The sequence below is a fragment of the Klebsiella sp. P1954 genome (genome assembly GCF_018199955.1).
GTDB lineage: Bacteria > Pseudomonadota > Gammaproteobacteria > Enterobacterales > Enterobacteriaceae > Klebsiella > Klebsiella pneumoniae.
On the sequence record NZ_CP073373.1, the window covers coordinates 2,167,976 to 2,185,827 of the forward strand.

Sequence of the window (17,852 nt, forward strand, 5' to 3'; positions counted from 1 at the left end):
TTTACTCCTGATTATTTCGCGGACTGACGGTATTGCTCAATTAACTCGATAAAGTGGTCGAACAGCGGCGCGGCATCGTGCGGCCCCGGGCTCGCTTCAGGGTGCCCCTGGAAGCTGAACGCCGGTTTGTCGGTACGATGGATCCCCTGCAGGGTGCCGTCGAACAGCGACTTATGGGTCACGCGCAGGTTGGCCGGCAGCGTCGCCTCATCTACGGCGAAACCGTGGTTCTGGGCAGTGATCATCACCACGTTGTTATCAATATCTTTCACCGGGTGGTTGCCGCCGTGGTGGCCGAACTTCATCTTAATGGTCTTGGCACCGCTCGCCAGCGCCAGTAGCTGATGGCCAAGGCAGATGCCGAATACCGGAATATCGGTCTCAAGGAATTTTTCAATCGCCTCGATAGCGTAATCGCACGGCGCCGGGTCGCCAGGGCCGTTGGAGAGGAAGATACCGTCCGGATTGAGCGCCAGCACGTCCGCGGCGGAGGTCTTCGCCGGCACCACCGTCAGGCGGCAGCCGCGGTCAACCAGCATGCGCAGGATGTTGCGTTTCGCGCCGAAGTCATATGCCACAACGTGGAACGGCAGCTCGCTTTCCGCTTTCGCTTCCGGCAGGTCGCCCGCCAGGGTCCAGCTGCCTTGCGTCCAGCTATAGGTTTCTGCGGTGGTCACTTCCTTCGCCAAGTCCATGCCGTTCAGGCCCGGGAACGCTTTCGCTTTTTCCAGCGCCAGCTGGGCATCCGGGCTGTCGCCCGCGATGATGCAGCCGTTCTGCGCCCCTTTCTCACGCAGCAGACGCGTCAGCTTGCGGGTATCGATATCGGCAATCGCCACGATGTTATGGCGCTTCAGATAAGAAGAGAGGTCTTCAGTACTGCGGAAGTTGCTGGCAATCAGCGGCAGGTCGCGAATAACCAGACCCTGCGCATGTACCTGAGAAGATTCTTCATCGGCGGCGTTGGTGCCGACATTACCAATATGAGGATAAGTAAGAGTGACGATTTGGCGGGAATAGGAAGGATCAGTGAGGATTTCTTGATAACCGGTCATTGAAGTATTGAAAACGACTTCCCCAACCGCCGTGCCGGTTGCCCCGATGGCCCGACCGTGAAACTGGGTTCCGTCTTCCAGAACCAATAGCGCTGATTTAATCAAAACATCCTCCAGAGAATATCCACTCACTTTATTTGCATATTAATTCATAAACACGATCTGAATCAATGCAAATCTGTTGCCCGCAGATTTTTGGCAAACGGCGGCATTCTGGAGAGATGTCGGATAAAAGTCAACTTAAAGCGGAGATTTTTAATGTCATTTTACGCCACTGGTGCGTAACACGTGATTTTTACGCCAAAAAGATCAACAAACCTGGCTGAGAAAACGCTTGCGGATGTGGAAGAGTGTAAAACAGAGCGATGCTCGGCAAAAAAGTGGACCAGATGGTCAAAATTTACATTTCATTCACTAAAAAACACGCTAATACTGTATTTTTTACGCGTTAAACTCAAAACATCCACCGTAATACGTAAAAATAAAAAAGGGCAACAAAATATTGCCCTTTGCATCAATAACTTATTGATAGCAATAACCACATCACGATGGGTAATAATCGTTATAAACTATTCAGATCCAGCACATCACGCATATCAAATAGGCCATTTTTCTTGTCTTTCAGCCATAATGCTGAACGAACGGCGCCATTTGCAAAGGTCATGCGGCTGGACGCTTTATGGGTGATTTCAATACGCTCACCGATGTCAGCAAACATTGCCGTATGCTCCCCGACGATATCGCCCGCGCGAACGGTCGCGAAGCCGATGGTGCCCGGGACGCGTTCGCCAGTGTAGCCTTCACGACTGTAGACCGCGCAGTCCTTAAGATCTTTGTTCAATGCCCCGGCGATCGCTTCGCCCATCGCCAGCGCGGTGCCTGACGGCGCATCCACTTTATGCCGGTGGTGCGCTTCGATAATTTCGATGTCGGTATAGTCGCCCATCACCTTCGCCGCCTTCTCCAGCAGCTTCAACAGGACATTGACGCCAACGCTAAAGTTAGCGGCGAAGACAATGGCAATGTCCTGCGCGGCATCGCGAATCGCCTGTTTGCCAGCGTCGTCAAAACCGGTGGTGCCGATGACCATCCCTTTGCCATGCTCGCGGCAAAACGCCAGATGGTTCAGCGTGCCTTCCGGGCGGGTAAAATCGATCAACACGTCGAAATCATCTTTTACCGCCGCCAGGCTGCTCTGCACCGCGACGCCCGCTTTGCCGGCGCCCGCCAGCTCGCCGGCGTCGCTGCCCACCAGGCTTGACCCTTCGCGCTCCAGCGCCGCGCCCAGCGCCACGCCTTCCATCTGCAATGCAGCCTGAATTAACTGGCGTCCCATCCGGCCGCCCGCGCCGGCGATGGCCACGCGGATTTGTGCATCATGCATAGCTATTCTCTTTTGTTAACATTACGTAAATTGTTTTCAGAGTAACCAGCCCGTCAGCGGGCCGCTACTCAAAAACGCCGATAATTAGAAATTTATGACAAACGGCGGACGATATCAGTAAAAACTATACGATTGTGCTGAAATGCGTGCTTTGCGGGTGCTCTCTCTGAGACGATAATCGACGTTTTCGTCATCTGTTGGTTTCAAGAAATAAGATGCACTAAATCTGGCAAACTCGACCGACCAGCATTGAAATGCTATGGAAACATTATACTTCCGGTAGAGCAGAAAGCCTTACGCCAGGGTGTAGCTGACCACCAGCTGCCCCTTCTTCATCTTAATCTGACTAATGACAATGTCGCCCAGCTCCGCCAGACGGGCGACGTGGGTGCCTCCGCAGGGATAGGCTGGCAGCTCGCCGAATCCCACCTTGCGCATGCCATCAGCGAACGTCACCTGACGCGGTAAGTCCTGCGCCTGCCATGCCTTCACTAGCGCCAGTAGCGCACTGGCGTCCGGCAGCGCGGCGCTATTCCTGCTGGCAAAGGTTATCCACCCTTCGCCGGGCCAGTGGTGCGCTTTCACCGGTTGCCAGCCAAGCTGTTCGCCCGCCAGGCCAAGCAGGTGGCCGGCAGAATGCAGACGAGCATGCAGCTGTCTCGCGGAGGCATCAATTTTCATCTCCACTTCACCGAGGGGAAGGGGTTGCGACAGAATATGCAGCACCCTTTCGCCGCGCACAACCACCGTCTCAACCACCTGCCCGGCAATCCATCCACGGTCCGCCGGTTGACCGCCCCCTTGCGGGTGAAACAGCGTCCGATCCAGTTCGATGGCGTAACGGCCATCCGCTTCTGCAGTGCAGGCGATGATCTGGGCGCGCCCGTCGGTAGCATCGCTGGTGTAATAAACCCGTTCAGTCATAGTGATTCTCCTCTCTGTCCGCCCAGTATATTATTAATGCCGACAGCGATAATCCCACCATCCGCCAATGCACTCTTGCTCCGGGAGCACAAATGAATCTGAACCTCCTGCCCGACCTCGCTCTTTTCGTTCAGATAGTCGACCAGGGCAGCTTCTCCGCCGTCGCCCGCCAGAACGGCATTACCCCTTCTGCCGTTAGCCGCAGCGTGTCACGGCTGGAGCGAGAGATGGGCTGCAAACTGCTGCAGCGTACCACCCGCAAGCTGCGTCTTAACGATGCCGGGGAAACGGTGTATCAGCATGCCCAGCAGATGCTGGAAGCGGCGCGACAGGCAATGGATTCCGCAGGCAGTCGCCAAACGGTCGCCCAGGGAAAGCTGACGCTCAGCGTCCCGAAAGCCGTCGGCCGCTTTGTGATCCACCCGCTGATGATGGCGTTTTTCCACCGCTACCCGCAGGTGGACGTCTGCCTGCGGCTGGAAGATCGCCCTCTCGATTTTATCGATGACGGTATTGATCTGGCGCTACGCATCACCGATACCCCCTCCCCCGGCCTGCATGGCAAACCGCTGATGCCAATCAGGCACGTTATCTGCGCCACTGAGGCCTATTTACAGCAGCACGGTACGCCGTACACGCCGCAGGATCTGCGCTCGCATAGCTGCATTAGCCTTGGCGAAACGCCCGCCGATGCGCGCTGGAAGTTCCGTCGGGAAGGCAAAACAGAAACGGTGCAAACCTACGGGCGGTACGCCGCCAACCATACCGCCGTACGCCTCGACGCGGTCAGACAGCATTTAGGGATCGGCAGCCTGCCTCTGTTCACCGCCCGTGAGGCGCTGGCGAACGGCGACATCGTGCAGGTGTTGCCCGAGTGGGAATTTATCAGCAGCTACTCAGGCGACCTGTGGCTACTGTGGGCGGGAGATAAGCATATGCCCGCCAGGATGCGGGCGATGATCGATTATCTCAGCGAGACGGTGCCGGCGCTGAACGCAGGCAGCACAGAGCCAGCGAAATAATTGCAAACCACGGAATGATAACTCCCAACACAAACCAGATCCCGGAGCGGCCGATATCATGCATTCGCCGGCAGCCAACAGCCAGCAAGGGGAGCGCCATCAACAGCAGCCACAGCGCTGCAAAGGATATGACAACAAAACTGAGGAGCCCGTAGTGAGGGTCAACAAGGGTGGCCAGACTCCAGGCGGCCACTGGCGCGGCGGCGATCAGCACATTGATAAGAAAAAACGTCCAGAACTGCTGCCGGCTGGCGCGTCCGCTAAAATTAAAGGTCTCTTTCCAGCCGCTCAAATACGCCTGTCCATAGGTCATTGCTTCTCTCCTTGAAAATCGAGTGATATATCACGGCGCCAGGGCAATCACCTCCGCCGCCCAGCGCTGAAACCCTTCGACGTCGATATCCAGCGCCACCTGGGCGTTCGCCGGCTGGCCCAGTCGTCCTTCGATATCCACCACCGTGGTGCCGGCGGTCCAGGTCCCCTGCGTCTCCACCGCCACAAAGCACGGCTGGAGAGTGAACAGTTCCGGGCGGGCCAGCCACGCAATAGCGCACAAGTCGTGCATGCGCAGACCGCTGCTCATGCTGCCGCTGCGATAGTGGCTAAACAGCGCATGGAGCATTTTACCGGTCTGGTTCAGCGTCGGCAGCGTCGCCAGATAATCCGCCGCCAGCAGCGCCCGGTTGGTGACGTCCAGCCCGCACATCACAATCTCCAGCCCGCTGTGGAACACTTTCGCGGCGGCCTCCGGGTCGATAGCGATATTGAATTCCGCATTCGGCGTGAAGTTGCCGCGGCCCGCCGAGCCGCCCATGATCACCAGCCGGCGAATATTAAACACGCATTCCGGGTACTGGGTCAGCAGCAGCGCTATATTGGTCAGCGGACCAATCGCCACCAGGGTGATCGGCTCGGCAGCATGCATAAGCGCATCACGGATAGCCTGGAAGGCCGGCTTCGCCAACGGTTGACGTTGATGCTCAACAAAGTCATACCCCTCCATGCCGGATTCGCCATGCACCGAGGCGGCGTCGCGCAACGGACGCACCAGCGGCATCGACGCCCCCTGCGCCAGCGGTACATCGGCATTCCAGAAATGCAGCAATTGCAGCGCGTTACGGGTCGTCTTCTCCACCGAGACATTGCCCGCTACGGTGGTCATCAACTGCAGATCCAGCTCAGGCGCGAACAGCGCCGCGGCAATGGCGGCGGCATCGTCGATGCCCGGATCGGTATCAAGAATGATTGGTAAGCGCATGGTTTCTCCCTAAAAAAATGCCAGACGTTAAGTCTGGCATCTTCTCATACTGCTGGAGGAAAGAACTTACTCTACTTCACGGACATCCACACGCAGCTCTTTCGGCACTTCAAAGACGATATTCTCTTCCCGGCCTTCCAGCGGCACGGCTTCGCCGCCGCCCAGCTCCTGCAGGCGGGTAATGACGTTCTGCACCAGAATATCCGGCGCCGACGCGCCCGCCGTCACGCCGACGCAGGCCGCATCCTTGACCCACGCTTCCTGGATATCGGAGGCGTCGTCAATCAGGTAAGCCGCCTTACCCATCCGCTGCGCCAGCTCGGCGAGGCGGTTAGAGTTGGAGGAGTTTTTCGACCCGACCACCAGCACTACGTCAGCCTGCTCCGCCAGCGCGCGCACGGCTTCCTGACGGTTAGTGGTGGCATAGCAAATGTCGTCTTTGCGCGGGCCGACGATTTTCGGAAAACGCGCGCGCAGGGCGTCAATCACATCCGAGGTATCGTCGACGGAGAGCGTGGTCTGGGTCATAAACGACAGCCGGGCGTCATTTTTCACTTCCAGCTTCAGCACGTCTTCCGGCGACTCGACCAGGTACATCCCCCCTTGCGGGTTGTTGTACTGTCCCATGGTGCCTTCGACTTCCGGATGGCCGGCATGGCCAATCAGAATCGACTCTTCGCCGCGGCGGCTGGCGCGGGCGACTTCCATATGGACTTTGGTCACCAGCGGACAGGTGGCATCGAACACCGTCAGGTCGCGGCTCTTCGCTTCGTTGCGTACCGCCTGCGACACGCCGTGGGCGGAGAAAATCAGGATCGCGCCGTCCGGCACTTCGCTGATCTGTTCGATAAAAATGGCGCCACGCTTGCGCAGGCTATCCACCACATAGCGGTTGTGCACCACTTCATGACGAACATAGATCGGTGCGCCATACAGCGTCAGCGCGTTTTCTACAATGCTGATAGCGCGGTCAACGCCAGCGCAAAAACCGCGCGGGTTAGCCAACAGGATCTGCATGTTACTCCTCCAGCGCCGGATCGATCTCCAGCACTTCAATATCAAAATGAACAGTGCGCCCGGCCAGCGGATGGTTGAAGTCAACGGTGATGGAATCGCCGTTCACTTCGCGGATCACGCCAGGCATTTCGCTGCCATCCATTGCGGTAAAGAGCATAATCGCGCCGATCTCCGGCTCGCCAGCGTCGATAAACTCGCGGCGAGAGAAATACTGAATCAGGTCCGGGCTGGGTACGCCAAAGGCGGCGTCAGGCTCCAGCGAAAAGGCCTTTTGCTCCCCCTCTTTCAAACCGAGAAGCTGTTGCTCCAGCCCTTCAGACAAAGAGGTGTCGCCGAGGCGAAACAGCGCCGGTTTGCCGTTGCTGCGGGTGGACTCGGCAGTGGAGCCGTCGTCCAGTTTCAGAGTGAAGTGCACCAGTACCGCGCTGTTGCTCTGTACGGATTTAGACATGCAAATTGCTCGCTTGTTTAGGTCACCCGGTGCCCGGCGGCATTACGCTTACCGGGCCTACGGGGGCCAAAAATTCTGTAGGCCGGGTAAGCGTCACGTCACCCGGCATTGAGATTTACGCCTGCTCTTTCACAGTCGGTTTCGGCAGGAAGCCTTCCAGCACAATCAGCGCTGCGCCGATGCAGATCGCGCTATCGGCGAGGTTGAAGGTGGCAAAATGCCAGTCGCCGACGTAGAAGTCGATCATATCGACCACAAAGCCATGCCACAGGCGATCGAACAAGTTGCCCAGCGCGCCGCCGATAATCAGCGCGTAGGCAATATTGTTCAGCTTTTGCGTCGCCTTCGAACGGTACATCAGCACCGTCAGCACCACGCAAATACCGATCGCGATCCCGGAAAAGAACCAGCGCTGCCAGCCGCCGCTGTCGGCGAGGAAGCTAAAGGCCGCGCCATAGTTGCGGGCATAATGCAGATTAAGCGACGGGAACAGCGGAACCGTCTCCCCCAGAGCGAAGTTCTGGAGGATCAGGAATTTGCTGCCCAGATCGATAATCAGCACGGCTACGACCACCCACAGCCAGCGTAGCCCCGTTGAACAGATCGATTTACTCATCAGGCGAATTTACGTTGCTCGCCGTCACCGGCGACGTTGCTCACACAGCGTCCGCAGATTTCCGCGTGTTCCGCCACCTTGCCGATATCGGTGGTGTAATGCCAGCAGCGCGGGCATTTCTCACCTTCAGCTTTACTCAATGCGACTTTCAGCCCTTTGAGCAGTTCGCTTTGCTGCGCATCAGCGGACGCGCTCGCATAGTCTGCGACGTTCGCCCCGGAGGTCAACAGGACAAATCGCAATTCATCGCCCAGCGCATTGAGCTTAGCCGCCAGATCGGCATCAGCATACAGCGTGACTGCCGCTTCCAGCGAGCCGCCGACTTTCTTATCCGCACGCGCCTGCTCGATCACTTTGTTGACTTCGCCACGCACCTTCAGCAGCTCGTCCCAGAAATCATCGTTCATCGCTTCGTCGTCGGCCAGGCCGAACAGACCTTCATACCACTCGCCGGTGAAGACATATTTCTCACGCTCGCCCGGCAGATAGCCCCAGATTTCATCTGCGGTGAAGGACATGATCGGCGCCATCCAGCGCACCAGCGCTTCCACGATATGGAACAGCGCGGTCTGGCAGCTGCGACGCGCCACGCTGTCCGCCTTGGCGGTGTACTGGCGGTCTTTGATGATGTCGAGGTAGAACGAGCCCATCTCGATGGAGCAGAAGCGCATCAGGCGCTGCACCACTTCATGGAAGTCGTAGGATTCGTAGGCTTTCAGGATATCTTCCTGTGCCGCCTGCGCGCAGCCGACCGCCCAGCGGTCCAGCACCACCATCTCTTCCGGTTTAACCATGTCTTTCGCCGGATCGAAACCGTTAAGGTTCGCCAGCAGGAAGCGCGCGGTATTACGGATACGACGATAGCTGTCCGCAGCGCGTTTGAGGATCTCGTCAGAGACCGCCATTTCGCCGGTGTAGTCGGTGGAAGCCACCCACAGGCGCAGGATATCGGCGCCGAGCTTGTTCATCACGTCCTGCGGGCTAACGGTGTTGCCGATAGACTTGGACATTTTGCGGCCCTGGCCGTCGACGGTGAAGCCGTGGGTCAGTACCTGGCGATATGGCGCTTTGCCTTTCATCGCCGTGGAAATCATCAGCGAGGACATGAACCAGCCGCGATGCTGGTCAGAACCTTCCAGATACATATCGGCGGCGTGACCGGCGAATTCCGGACGCACGTCAACCACGGAAGAGTGGGTCGACCCGGAGTCAAACCAGACGTCGAGGGTATCCGGCACTTTCTCATAGCTGTCGGCGTCATCGCCAAGAATGTCGCGGGAATCGAGATCCCACCACGCCTGGATGCCGTCAACTTCAACGCGTTTTGCCACTTCTTCCATCAGTTCAAGGGTACGCGGGTGCAGTTCGTGGGTTTCTTTATGCACGAACAGCGACATCGGCACGCCCCAGGTGCGCTGACGGGAGATACACCAGTCAGGGCGGTTAGCGACCATCGATTCGATACGCGCCTGGCCCCAGTCCGGGATCCACTGCACGCCTTTGATCTCTTTCAGCGACTGCGCGCGCAGGCCTTTCTGATCCATGCTCACGAACCACTGCGGAGTGGCGCGGAAGATGATCGGCGACTTGTGGCGCCAGCAGCATGGATAGCTGTGCTGCAGTTTCTCAACGTGTAACAGCGCGCCACGCTCACGCAGCATCTCAACGATGATGTCATTGGCTTTGAAAACATTAATGCCGTCCAGGGACGGCCAGGTGCCAGGCAGGTAAGCGCCGTCCGGGCCAACCGGGTTGGCGATTTCCAGACCGTATTTCTGGCTGATGGTGTAGTCGTCCGGACCGTGGCCGCCAGCGGTATGCACCGCACCGGTACCGGCATCCAGCGTCACGTGGTCGCCAAGGATCGCCGGCACGTCGAAATCGAGGAACGGATGCTTAAAGCGCATCAGCTCAAGCTCAGAACCTTGTACCGCCGCCAGAATAGTGTAGTCCGTCGCGCCAACGCGCTTCATTACGCTCTCAACCAGGTCTTTCGCCAGGATCAGCGCCTGGCCGTCAACCTGCACCAGCGCATAGTCGAACTCAGGAGACAGAGAGATAGCGCGGTTGGCCGGCAGGGTCCACGGCGTGGTGGTCCAGATAACCAGCGACACCGGACCGTTGACGTCGGCTACGCCGAATTTCGCCAGTACCGCGGCTTTGTCTACCGCGTGGAACGCGACATCGATAGACGGAGAGGTTTTGTCGTAATACTCCACTTCCGCTTCCGCCAGCGCGGAACGGCAGTCTACGCACCAGTGCACCGGTTTGGCGCCTTTATGCAGGTGGCCATTACCGATGATTTTGCCCAGCGCGCGGATGATGTTGGCTTCGGTTTTGAAGTCCATGGTCAGGTACGGATGCGACCAGTCGCCCAGCACGCCGAGACGGATAAAGTCTTTACGCTGGCCATCGATCTGCTCGGCGGCATATTCGCGGCACTTAGCGCGGAATTCGGCAGCGGTAAATTTCTCACCCGGCTTGCCGTATTCCTGCTCCACTTTCAGCTCGATCGGCAGACCGTGGCAGTCCCAGCCCGGAACGTAAGGCGAGTCATAGCCCGTCAGTCCTTTGGACTTAACGATAATGTCTTTCAGAATCTTGTTTACCGAGTGACCAATATGAATGCTGCCATTCGCATAAGGAGGGCCATCATGCAGAATGAAGGTTTTTTTGCCTTTTTTGGCTGCACGAATGATGCCGTACAGGTCATCATCGGTCCAACGCGCCAGCATTCCCGGTTCGCGTTTGGCGAGGTCGCCACGCATAGGGAACCCTGTTTCCGGCAAATTCAGGGTCGATTTATAGTCACTCATCAGATTCTCGGTTCCGTATTTCGGTTTGATAAACACCAGTGGCTCAGGCCTGGCTGGTCAGCCCAAATAATTCGCGGGCCGTTAACTCATCACGTGCGATTTGCGCCTTCAGCTCGTCCAGCGACGCAAACCGCTGCTCGTTACGTATCTTTTTACGCAGTATTACATTGATATGGCGACCGTAGAGGTCCATTACAACGTCCAACAGATGTACTTCGAGCTGCTGACGCACGCCCGCAACCGTTGGACGGGTGCCAATATTGGCGACGCCCGCTATCGGTTTGTCGCCCAGCCCTGTCACTTCTACCGCATAGACCCCTTTTACCGGGGAAACCTGACGACGCAGCGGTAAGTTCGCCGTCGGAAAACCTATGGTTCGGCCTAGTTCATCACCATGCACGACGCGTCCGGAGATGCTAAACGGATGGCCGAGCAGCGTCTCCGCCAGCAGGAGATCGTCATCGGCCAGCGCCTGGCGTACCGCCGTGCTACTGATTCGCACCCCGCCTTCGCAGAAGGTTTGGGTGCTGGTGACGTCGAAGCCATATTCCGCCCCCGCCTTTTGTAATAACAAGAAATCCCCCTGGCGACCAGCGCCAAAGCGGAAATCGTCACCAACGGCGAGGAACTGCACGCCCAGGCGACGCACCAGCAGTTCACTGATAAAATCCTGCGCGGTTAGCGCGGCGAACCGGCGGTCAAAGCGAACGCACAATACATAGTCAACCCCGCTTTCAGCCAGATAGCCCAGCTTTTCACGCAGGCGGGTCAATCGCGCCGGGGCTTTATCAGCGGCAAAGAGCTCCAGCGGCTGGGGTTCAAAAATCATCACCACGACCGGTAAACCGCGCTGGCGGCCCTCTTCGCGCAACCGCTGCAGCAGCGCCTGATGCCCACGATGCACGCCGTCGAAATTACCAATGGTCAGCACGCACCCGTGCGGGGCCTGACTGAGATTATGTATGCCGCGTATCAGCTTCATGTCTGGCTCAAAACAGTGAAAATCGTCCGAGTATACCTTGTACAACTGTCAACGTTAACCAGCGATTGCACCTCGGCAACGAAAGTTCTCAGGAATTCATTCACTCAGCGCGAGAAAGCGTGAAAACTGGCCGCGCCCGGCGATTTTTATGGTGGAAAAGCTGTATTCGCCTGCAACAAGCTGGTAGAATCTTGCGCCATCACTACGTAATGAAGCGCTGTGGTGTTAAACGGCGCTTATTTGCACAAATCCATTGACAAAAGAAGGCTAAACGGGCATATTCCTCGGCCTTTGAATTGTCCATATAGAACACATTTGGGAGTTGGACCTTGGCTAATATCAAATCAGCTAAGAAGCGCGCCGTTCAGTCTGAAAAGGCTCGCAAGCACAACGCAAGCCGTCGCTCTATGATGCGTACTTTCATCAAGAAAGTATACGCAGCTATCGAAGCTGGCGACAAAGCTGCTGCACAGAAAGCATTTAACGAAATGCAACCGATCGTGGACCGTCAGGCTGCTAAAGGTCTGATCCACAAAAACAAAGCTGCGCGTCATAAAGCAAACCTGACTGCACAGATCAACAAACTGGCTTAATCGCCTGCTTGCTGAACTTTGTTAAAGAAACCCGCGAAAGCGGGTTTTTTTATGCCTACCATCTTCCCCCGGTAACGCACGCTGGCGCGATCTGAGCCACGCCAGCCCACGCCTTCCGGCTATCGGGGTTCGGTGAACAGCGACGAATAATCGCGATTACAGATACGCTGTACCGCCGGGTGCTGAATCATTCGTTCAGCGAAAATAGCGTGATACTCCTCCATCACGCTATCCATACGGCCAATTTCGACAATCGATTCATCATGGTAGAAATCATGCGCGTAGAGCGTCGGCGCGACAAATATCGCATTATGTGCGGCGCCGAAGGCTTTCATGAGCGCCGCGTCGTCAAACTCGCCGAGGATCTCCACCTTCAGGCCCTGCACGTTAATCCAGTTCAGCAGCTTACGTCCCAGCATCGATCGCCGGCCGGGGATCAGCAGCCGCCGCTCTTCGAGGCAGGCCGGGAACGGCTTCGTCGGCGCCGGATTCATGCACCAGAAGCTGACGCTGCACTCGCCGATCTTCACCGAAAATAGCCCTTCCTGCTGCGTCGAGTCGATCGGGCAGTCAGAGATAATCATGTCGAGCTTATGCTGGCTCAGCTGCTCCAGCAGCAGCTCATGAGTGGATTCAAAACAGCGCAAATGAATCTGCTCGCTCTCAACGACGGCGGCATCCAGCACGCCGCTGACCAGCCGTTTCGAGAGCGCATCGGCCACGCCGACGTCAAACAGCAGGTTCGACTCTTTGCGATAGTTGACGATGTCGAGCATCTCCTGGCTGAGGGTAAACATCCTGTCGGCATAGCGAAAAACCAGCTCCCCCAGCTCGCTCGGCTCAAGTCCCCTTCCCTTTCGCTTAAATAATTTCCCCTGCAGGCGCTCCTCCAGGGCTTTGATCTGCCCGGTAATGGTCTGCGGCGTCAGAAACAGCGCCTCCGCCGCGCCCACGACGGACCCTTCTTTATACACGTGCCAGAAGTAGTACAGATGATTGTAGTTAATATGTGACATGCTTCTCTCCCTGATAATGTCCAGGAGAGCCTGACGGGCTCTCCTGCAGAAAGGTTATACCGCGAGGCGAGTATCCGTCACGCGCTGACGCAGTATGAGGTAGCCGACGACCGCTGATAGCACTGAGCCGATCAGAATGCCAAGCTTGGCCCAGTTGATCAACGCGGGATCCACGCTGCCAAAGGCCAGGGTGGCGATGAAAATCGACATCGTAAAGCCAATCCCGCACAGGATCCCCACCGCCATAATTTGCTTGCAGGTGGTTCCCTCCGGCAGCGAAGCCCACTTCAGCTTCAGGGCCAGCCAGCAGAACAGGCTAATCCCCAGCGGCTTACCGATAAACAGGCCAGCCATAATGCCCAGCGGCAGGAGCGACGTCAGCCCGGCAAGGGTGACCCCCTGCAGTGAGACCCCCGCGTTCGCGAAGGCAAACAGCGGCAGGATCATAAACGCCACCCACGGGTGCAGGACATGCTCAAGCGCTTTGGCCGGCGACTTGCCATGCTTTTCTTCGAGCGGGATCATAAAGCCGACAATCACCCCGGCAAGGGTCGCGTGAACGCCAGACTTCAGCACCGCCGTCCACAACACCGCGCCAACCAGAATATAGATCCCGGTACGCCGCACGCCGCTCAGATTCAGGGCCACCAGCACCGCAATCGCCGCCGCCGCCACGCCCAGCGAGAGCATGGACAGGTCGTGGGTATAAAACAGCGCGATAATCACGATAGCCCCGAGGTCATCAATAATCGCCAGCGCCATCAGGAAAATCTTCAGCGCCGTCGGGACCCGGCTACCTAACAGCGCCAGCACGCCGAGGGCAAAGGCAATATCCGTCGCCGCCGGGATCGCCCATCCCTCTCTGGCGACAGGATCCTGGGCGTTAAAGGCCAGGTAGACCAGCGCCGGGACGATCATCCCGCCCAGCGCGGCTATCACCGGGAAGACCGCCTGACGGCGGCTCGCCAGCGAGCCCTGAATCAACTCGCGCTTGACCTCCAGGCCAATCAGCAAAAAGAACACCGCCATCAGGGCATCATTGATCCATAACAGCATGTTCTTGTTGATCTCCAGCGCGCCCACACGCAGCTGTACTGGCGTCTCAAGGAAGGAGTGATACAGACCGCTGGTCACGCTGGTATTGGCCATCACCATCGCCAGCGCGGCGGCGATGATTAAGACAATGCCGCCGGAAGCATCGCTACTAAAGAATCGTTGCAGATGTTTCACTTTTACTTTCATCCTGTTGGTGAATAACTCGATAAAAGCATAATACACATACTGATAACTCGAAAAAATCAGATTTAAGTTGCGCTAATATTCGCTTTTTACGAGTTAAAGGGGAGTTCTAAGGCGAAAAAAAGCCCGGGCAGCAAAGGCCCGGGCCGGATATCAACAAAGGTGGAATTAGCGGGTCAGGTCGTCGAAGAACTTCTTCACGCCGTCAAAGAAGCTTTTCGAACGCGGGCTGTTGTTTTCCCCGGTCGGACCGCCGAAGCTCTCCTGCAGCTCTTTCAGCAGCTGCTTCTGCTTCTCATTCAGCCCCACCGGCGTCTCCACCACTACGCGGCACAGCAGATCGCCCTGCGCGCCGCCGCGAACGGATTTCACGCCTTTTCCACGCATGCGGAACAGCTTGCCGGTCTGGGTTTCACCTGGAATTTTCAGGTTCACGCGGCCGTCGAGCGTTGGGACCTCGATCTCACCGCCCAGCGCCGCCATGGTGAAGTTGATCGGAACTTCGCAGTACAGGTTATTGCCTTCACGCTCAAAGATAGCGTGCTGCTTCACCTGAACCTGAACGTACAGATCGCCTGCCGGCGCGCCATGTTCGCCGGCCTCGCCTTCGCCCGCCAGACGGATCCGGTCACCGGTATCCACGCCCGCCGGAATTTTAACCGACAGGGTTTTGGTTTTTTCTACGCGGCCATGGCCATGACATTTATTGCACGGATCTTTAATTAGCGTACCGCGTCCCTGGCAGTGCGGACAGGTCTGCTGTACAGCAAAAAAGCCCTGGCGCATCTGCACCTGGCCCGCGCCATGACAGGTCGGACAGGTCTGCGGTTTGCTGCCGGCCTTGGCGCCGCTGCCGTGGCAGACGTCGCACTCTTCCAGCGTCGGAATACGGATCTCTTTAGTGACGCCGCGCACCGCTTCTTCCAGCGTCAGCTCCATGTTGTAACGGAGATCGGCGCCGCGTGCCGCGCGCTGACGACCACGTCCGCCGCCAAAGATATCGCCGAAAACATCGCCAAAGATATCGCTGAAGTCGGCACCGCCGCCAAAACCGCCGCCGCCGCCCATGCCGCCCTGTTCGAAGGCCGCGTGGCCGTACTGATCGTAGGCCGCACGCTTCTGGGCATCAGTCAGGATTTCATACGCTTCTTTGATTTCTTTAAATTTGGCTTCAGCCTCTTTATCACCCTGGTTGCGGTCCGGGTGATATTTCATGGCCAGGCGCTTATAAGCCTTTTTGATTTCACGCTCTTCCGCTGTTTTGGAAACGCCTAAAATCTCGTAGTAATCTTGCTTTGCCATCGGTGTTTTTCAGCCCCTTAACATGCGTGCACGGGCGGAGAGGAAACCTCTTCGCCCGTGCCAGTGTTTTACCCGTTCAAAGGGCGATTATTTTTTATCTTTCACTTCTTCGAACTCAGCGTCGACAACATCGTCGTCTTTCGCGTTGCTCGCCTGAGCGTCAGCGGAACCCGCCTGCTGCTGAGCGTGCTGCTGCTGAGCAATTTCCATCAGCTTCTGAGAAGCCTGCGCCAGCGCCTGCATTTTCGCTTCGATATCCGCTTTGTCTTCGCCTTTCAGAGAAGATTCCAGCGCGGTCAGCGCAGACTCAATGGCAGTTTTGTCGTCAGCCGGCAGTTTATCGCCTGCTTCTTCAACCTGCTTACGAGTGCTGTGCAGCAGATGGTCGCCCTGGTTGCGGGTCTGTACCAGCTCTTCGAACTTACGGTCAGATTCGGCGTTAGCTTCTGCTTCGCGAACCATTTTCTGAATTTCTTCTTCATTCAGACCGGAAGACGCTTTGATGGTGATCTTCTGCTCTTTACCGCTGTTTTTGTCTTTCGCGGAGACGTGCAGGATACCGTCAGCATCGATGTCGAAGGTCACTTCGATCTGCGGCATGCCGCGCGGCGCCGGGTTAATACCATCCAGGTTGAACTGACCCAGAGATTTGTTATCAGACGCGCGTTTACGCTCACCCTGCAGCACATGGATGGTTACCGCAGACTGGTTGTCTTCTGCAGTAGAGAACACCTGGCTGTGCTTGGTCGGGATGGTGGTGTTTTTGCTGATAAGCGCAGTCATCACGCCGCCCATGGTTTCGATACCCAGCGACAGCGGGGTTACGTCGAGCAGCAGAACGTCTTTCACATCGCCAGTCAGTACACCGCCCTGAACGGCAGCACCGATCGCCACGGCTTCATCCGGGTTAACGTCTTTACGCGGTTCTTTACCAAAGAACTCGGCCACTTTCTTCTGCACCATCGGCATACGAGTCTGACCACCAACGAGGATCACGTCGTTGATATCGGAAACGGACAGACCGGCATCCTGCAGAGCGACTTTCAGCGGCTCGATGGAACGGTTAACCAGGTCTTCTACCAGGCTTTCCAGTTTCGCGCGAGTCACTTTGATGTTCATGTGTTTCGGACCGGTCGCGTCTGCAGTGATGTACGGCAGGTTAACGTCGGTCTGCTGAGCAGAAGACAGTTCAATCTTCGCTTTCTCAGCGGCTTCTTTCAGGCGCTGCATGGCCAGCGGGTCGTTGCGCAGGTCAATGCCCTGATCTTTCTTGAACTCATCAACGAGGTAGTTGATCAGACGAGTATCGAAGTCTTCGCCGCCCAGGTGGGTATCACCGTTGGTCGCCAGAACTTCAAAGGTTTTTTCGCCATCAACTTCGTCGATTTCGATAATCGAGATATCGAAAGTACCACCACCGAGGTCGTAAACCGCGATAGTACGGTTGCCCACTTCTTTATCCAGACCGTAAGCCAGCGCGGCCGCGGTTGGTTCGTTGATGATACGTTTGACTTCCAGACCGGCGATACGGCCGGCATCTTTTGTTGCCTGACGCTGCGCATCGTTGAAGTAAGCCGGTACGGTGATAACCGCTTCAGTTACCGGTTCACCCAGGTAATCTTCAGCCGTTTTCTTCATTTTCTTCAGCACTTCAGCAGAGATCTGCGGCGGTGCAGTTTTGGTGCCTTTCACATCCAGCCATGCGTCGCCATTGTCTGCGGCAACAATTTTGTATGGCATGATAGAAACGTCACGCTGAACTTCTTCGTCCTGGAAGCGGCGGCCAATCAGGCGTTTAATCGCAAACAGGGTGTTTTGCGGGTTTGTCACTGCCTGACGTTTAGCCGGCTGACCAACCAGAGTTTCACCATCCTGGGTATAGGCAATGATAGAAGGCGTGGTGCGATCGCCTTCGGCGTTCTCCAGCACGCGTGCAGTAGTGCCATCCATAATCGCTACACAAGAGTTGGTAGTACCCAGGTCGATACCAATAATTTTACCCATCTAAACGTCTCCACTAAAAATTCGATCAACATGTGGTTGTGAACCTGTAATAAGGGCGAAACGTGCGGTTTCAACTGCCCAGACATCATTTTTTTTCAGGTTCTTCACTGCGGTTGACTACAAGATGGGGTCGCCCACTCCGGCATCAAGGGGCAAGCATAAAAATTTTTTGC

The 17,852-nt window shown here is 56.8% G+C and carries 16 protein-coding genes and 1 pseudogene; 2 read left to right on the forward strand and 15 right to left on the reverse strand.

The window, feature by feature from the left end:
• Window positions 1-11 precede the first annotated feature (11 nt).
• The 3 genes from carA to KB890_RS10470 all read right to left on the reverse strand — a co-directional run bounded on the left by carA (window position 12) and on the right by KB890_RS10470 (window position 3,363).
• The gene (gene carA / locus KB890_RS10460; protein WP_004212571.1) at window positions 12-1,160 is read right to left on the reverse strand and encodes a glutamine-hydrolyzing carbamoyl-phosphate synthase small subunit; all 1,149 of its coding nucleotides are present in this window, start codon (window positions 1,158-1,160) and stop codon (window positions 12-14) included.
• A 457-nt stretch (window positions 1,161-1,617) separates the two neighbouring features.
• The gene (gene dapB / locus KB890_RS10465; protein ID WP_004177440.1) at window positions 1,618-2,439 is read right to left on the reverse strand and encodes a 4-hydroxy-tetrahydrodipicolinate reductase; all 822 of its coding nucleotides are present in this window, start codon (window positions 2,437-2,439) and stop codon (window positions 1,618-1,620) included.
• A 294-nt stretch (window positions 2,440-2,733) separates the two neighbouring features.
• The gene (locus tag KB890_RS10470) at window positions 2,734-3,363 is read right to left on the reverse strand and encodes an alanyl-tRNA editing protein (protein WP_020325229.1); all 630 of its coding nucleotides are present in this window, start codon (window positions 3,361-3,363) and stop codon (window positions 2,734-2,736) included.
• Window positions 3,364-3,455: 92 nt separating this feature from the next.
• Between KB890_RS10470 and KB890_RS10475 the strand changes: the two genes are divergently transcribed.
• Window positions 3,456-4,385: a LysR family transcriptional regulator gene (locus KB890_RS10475; protein ID WP_020325235.1), complete on the forward strand. Its 930-nt coding sequence runs from the start codon at window positions 3,456-3,458 to the stop codon at window positions 4,383-4,385.
• On the opposite strand, the gene KB890_RS10480 is transcribed toward KB890_RS10475, so the two are convergent.
• From KB890_RS10480 to KB890_RS27580, 8 genes and pseudogenes are all read right to left on the reverse strand, one after another.
• On the reverse strand, window positions 4,333-4,698 hold the full coding sequence (locus KB890_RS10480; RefSeq protein WP_022631535.1) for a DUF805 domain-containing protein: 366 nt from the start codon (window positions 4,696-4,698) through the stop codon (window positions 4,333-4,335). The genes KB890_RS10475 and KB890_RS10480 overlap by 53 nt on opposite strands.
• Window positions 4,699-4,728: 30 nt before the next feature.
• The gene (gene rihC, locus KB890_RS10485) at window positions 4,729-5,643 is read right to left on the reverse strand and encodes a ribonucleoside hydrolase RihC (RefSeq protein WP_002887981.1); all 915 of its coding nucleotides are present in this window, start codon (window positions 5,641-5,643) and stop codon (window positions 4,729-4,731) included.
• A gap of 66 nt (window positions 5,644-5,709) precedes the next feature.
• Window positions 5,710-6,660 carry a 4-hydroxy-3-methylbut-2-enyl diphosphate reductase gene (gene ispH, locus KB890_RS10490; RefSeq protein WP_002887979.1) on the reverse strand — a complete coding sequence of 317 codons (951 nt, stop codon included), beginning with the start codon at window positions 6,658-6,660 and terminating at the stop codon, window positions 5,710-5,712.
• A 1-nt stretch (window position 6,661) separates the two neighbouring features.
• Window positions 6,662-7,111, reverse strand: a complete 450-nt coding sequence (fkpB, locus tag KB890_RS10495) for an FKBP-type peptidyl-prolyl cis-trans isomerase (RefSeq protein ID WP_020323869.1) — start codon at window positions 7,109-7,111, stop codon at window positions 6,662-6,664.
• 115 nt (window positions 7,112-7,226) lie between these two features.
• A complete protein-coding gene (gene lspA / locus KB890_RS10500) occupies window positions 7,227-7,727 on the reverse strand; it encodes a signal peptidase II (protein WP_002887973.1) in 501 nt (166 codons plus the stop codon).
• Window positions 7,727-10,543, reverse strand: a complete 2,817-nt coding sequence (ileS, locus tag KB890_RS10505; protein ID WP_004212580.1) for an isoleucine--tRNA ligase — start codon at window positions 10,541-10,543, stop codon at window positions 7,727-7,729. The genes lspA and ileS overlap by 1 nt, the downstream gene beginning before the upstream one ends.
• Before the next feature lie 43 nt (window positions 10,544-10,586).
• Window positions 10,587-11,525, reverse strand: a complete 939-nt coding sequence (gene ribF, locus KB890_RS10510; RefSeq protein ID WP_002887969.1) for a bifunctional riboflavin kinase/FAD synthetase — start codon at window positions 11,523-11,525, stop codon at window positions 10,587-10,589.
• Window positions 11,526-11,532: 7 nt separating this feature from the next.
• Window positions 11,533-11,738 (reverse strand): annotated as a pseudogene (locus tag KB890_RS27580) (DUF2575 domain-containing protein); the annotation flags it as partial.
• A 116-nt stretch (window positions 11,739-11,854) separates the two neighbouring features.
• Here KB890_RS27580 and rpsT point away from each other — a divergent pair.
• The gene (gene rpsT / locus KB890_RS10515) at window positions 11,855-12,118 is read left to right on the forward strand and encodes a 30S ribosomal protein S20 (protein WP_002887965.1); all 264 of its coding nucleotides are present in this window, start codon (window positions 11,855-11,857) and stop codon (window positions 12,116-12,118) included.
• A gap of 119 nt (window positions 12,119-12,237) precedes the next feature.
• On the opposite strand, the gene nhaR is transcribed toward rpsT, so the two are convergent.
• The 4 genes from nhaR to dnaK all read right to left on the reverse strand — a co-directional run bounded on the left by nhaR (window position 12,238) and on the right by dnaK (window position 17,679).
• Complete coding sequence (gene nhaR / locus KB890_RS10520) at window positions 12,238-13,134, reverse strand: transcriptional activator NhaR (RefSeq protein WP_002887961.1); 897 nt, start codon at window positions 13,132-13,134, stop codon at window positions 12,238-12,240.
• Window positions 13,135-13,188: 54 nt separating this feature from the next.
• Window positions 13,189-14,364, reverse strand: coding sequence for a Na+/H+ antiporter NhaA (nhaA, locus tag KB890_RS10525; protein ID WP_004192071.1), 1,176 nt, complete (start codon window positions 14,362-14,364; stop codon window positions 13,189-13,191).
• Between the two features lie 177 nt (window positions 14,365-14,541).
• Window positions 14,542-15,675 carry a molecular chaperone DnaJ gene (gene dnaJ, locus KB890_RS10530; protein ID WP_002887955.1) on the reverse strand — a complete coding sequence of 378 codons (1,134 nt, stop codon included), beginning with the start codon at window positions 15,673-15,675 and terminating at the stop codon, window positions 14,542-14,544.
• A gap of 87 nt (window positions 15,676-15,762) precedes the next feature.
• Window positions 15,763-17,679, reverse strand: coding sequence for a molecular chaperone DnaK (gene dnaK / locus KB890_RS10535; RefSeq protein ID WP_004146997.1), 1,917 nt, complete (start codon window positions 17,677-17,679; stop codon window positions 15,763-15,765).
• Between the last annotated feature and the right edge of the window lie 173 nt (window positions 17,680-17,852).

Bases quoted from the DNA above. Each gene is read 5' to 3' on its own strand.
- dapB (WP_004177440.1), bottom strand. From the start codon at position 2,439: ATGCATGATGCACAAATCCGCGTGGCCATCGCCGGCGCGGGCGGCCGG.
- dnaK (WP_004146997.1), bottom strand. From the start codon at position 17,679: ATGGGTAAAATTATTGGTATCGACCTGGGTACTACCAACTCTTGTGTA.
- ispH (WP_002887979.1), bottom strand. From the start codon at position 6,660: ATGCAGATCCTGTTGGCTAACCCGCGCGGTTTTTGCGCTGGCGTTGAC.
- rihC (WP_002887981.1), bottom strand. From the start codon at position 5,643: ATGCGCTTACCAATCATTCTTGATACCGATCCGGGCATCGACGATGCC.
- KB890_RS10470 (WP_020325229.1), bottom strand. From the start codon at position 3,363: ATGACTGAACGGGTTTATTACACCAGCGATGCTACCGACGGGCGCGCC.
- ribF (WP_002887969.1), bottom strand. From the start codon at position 11,525: ATGAAGCTGATACGCGGCATACATAATCTCAGTCAGGCCCCGCACGGG.
- dnaJ (WP_002887955.1), bottom strand. From the start codon at position 15,675: ATGGCAAAGCAAGATTACTACGAGATTTTAGGCGTTTCCAAAACAGCG.
- KB890_RS10475 (WP_020325235.1), top strand. From the start codon at position 3,456: ATGAATCTGAACCTCCTGCCCGACCTCGCTCTTTTCGTTCAGATAGTC.
- KB890_RS10480 (WP_022631535.1), bottom strand. From the start codon at position 4,698: ATGACCTATGGACAGGCGTATTTGAGCGGCTGGAAAGAGACCTTTAAT.
- fkpB (WP_020323869.1), bottom strand. From the start codon at position 7,111: ATGTCTAAATCCGTACAGAGCAACAGCGCGGTACTGGTGCACTTCACT.
- nhaR (WP_002887961.1), bottom strand. From the start codon at position 13,134: ATGTCACATATTAACTACAATCATCTGTACTACTTCTGGCACGTGTAT.
- ileS (WP_004212580.1), bottom strand. From the start codon at position 10,543: ATGAGTGACTATAAATCGACCCTGAATTTGCCGGAAACAGGGTTCCCT.
- lspA (WP_002887973.1), bottom strand. From the start codon at position 7,727: ATGAGTAAATCGATCTGTTCAACGGGGCTACGCTGGCTGTGGGTGGTC.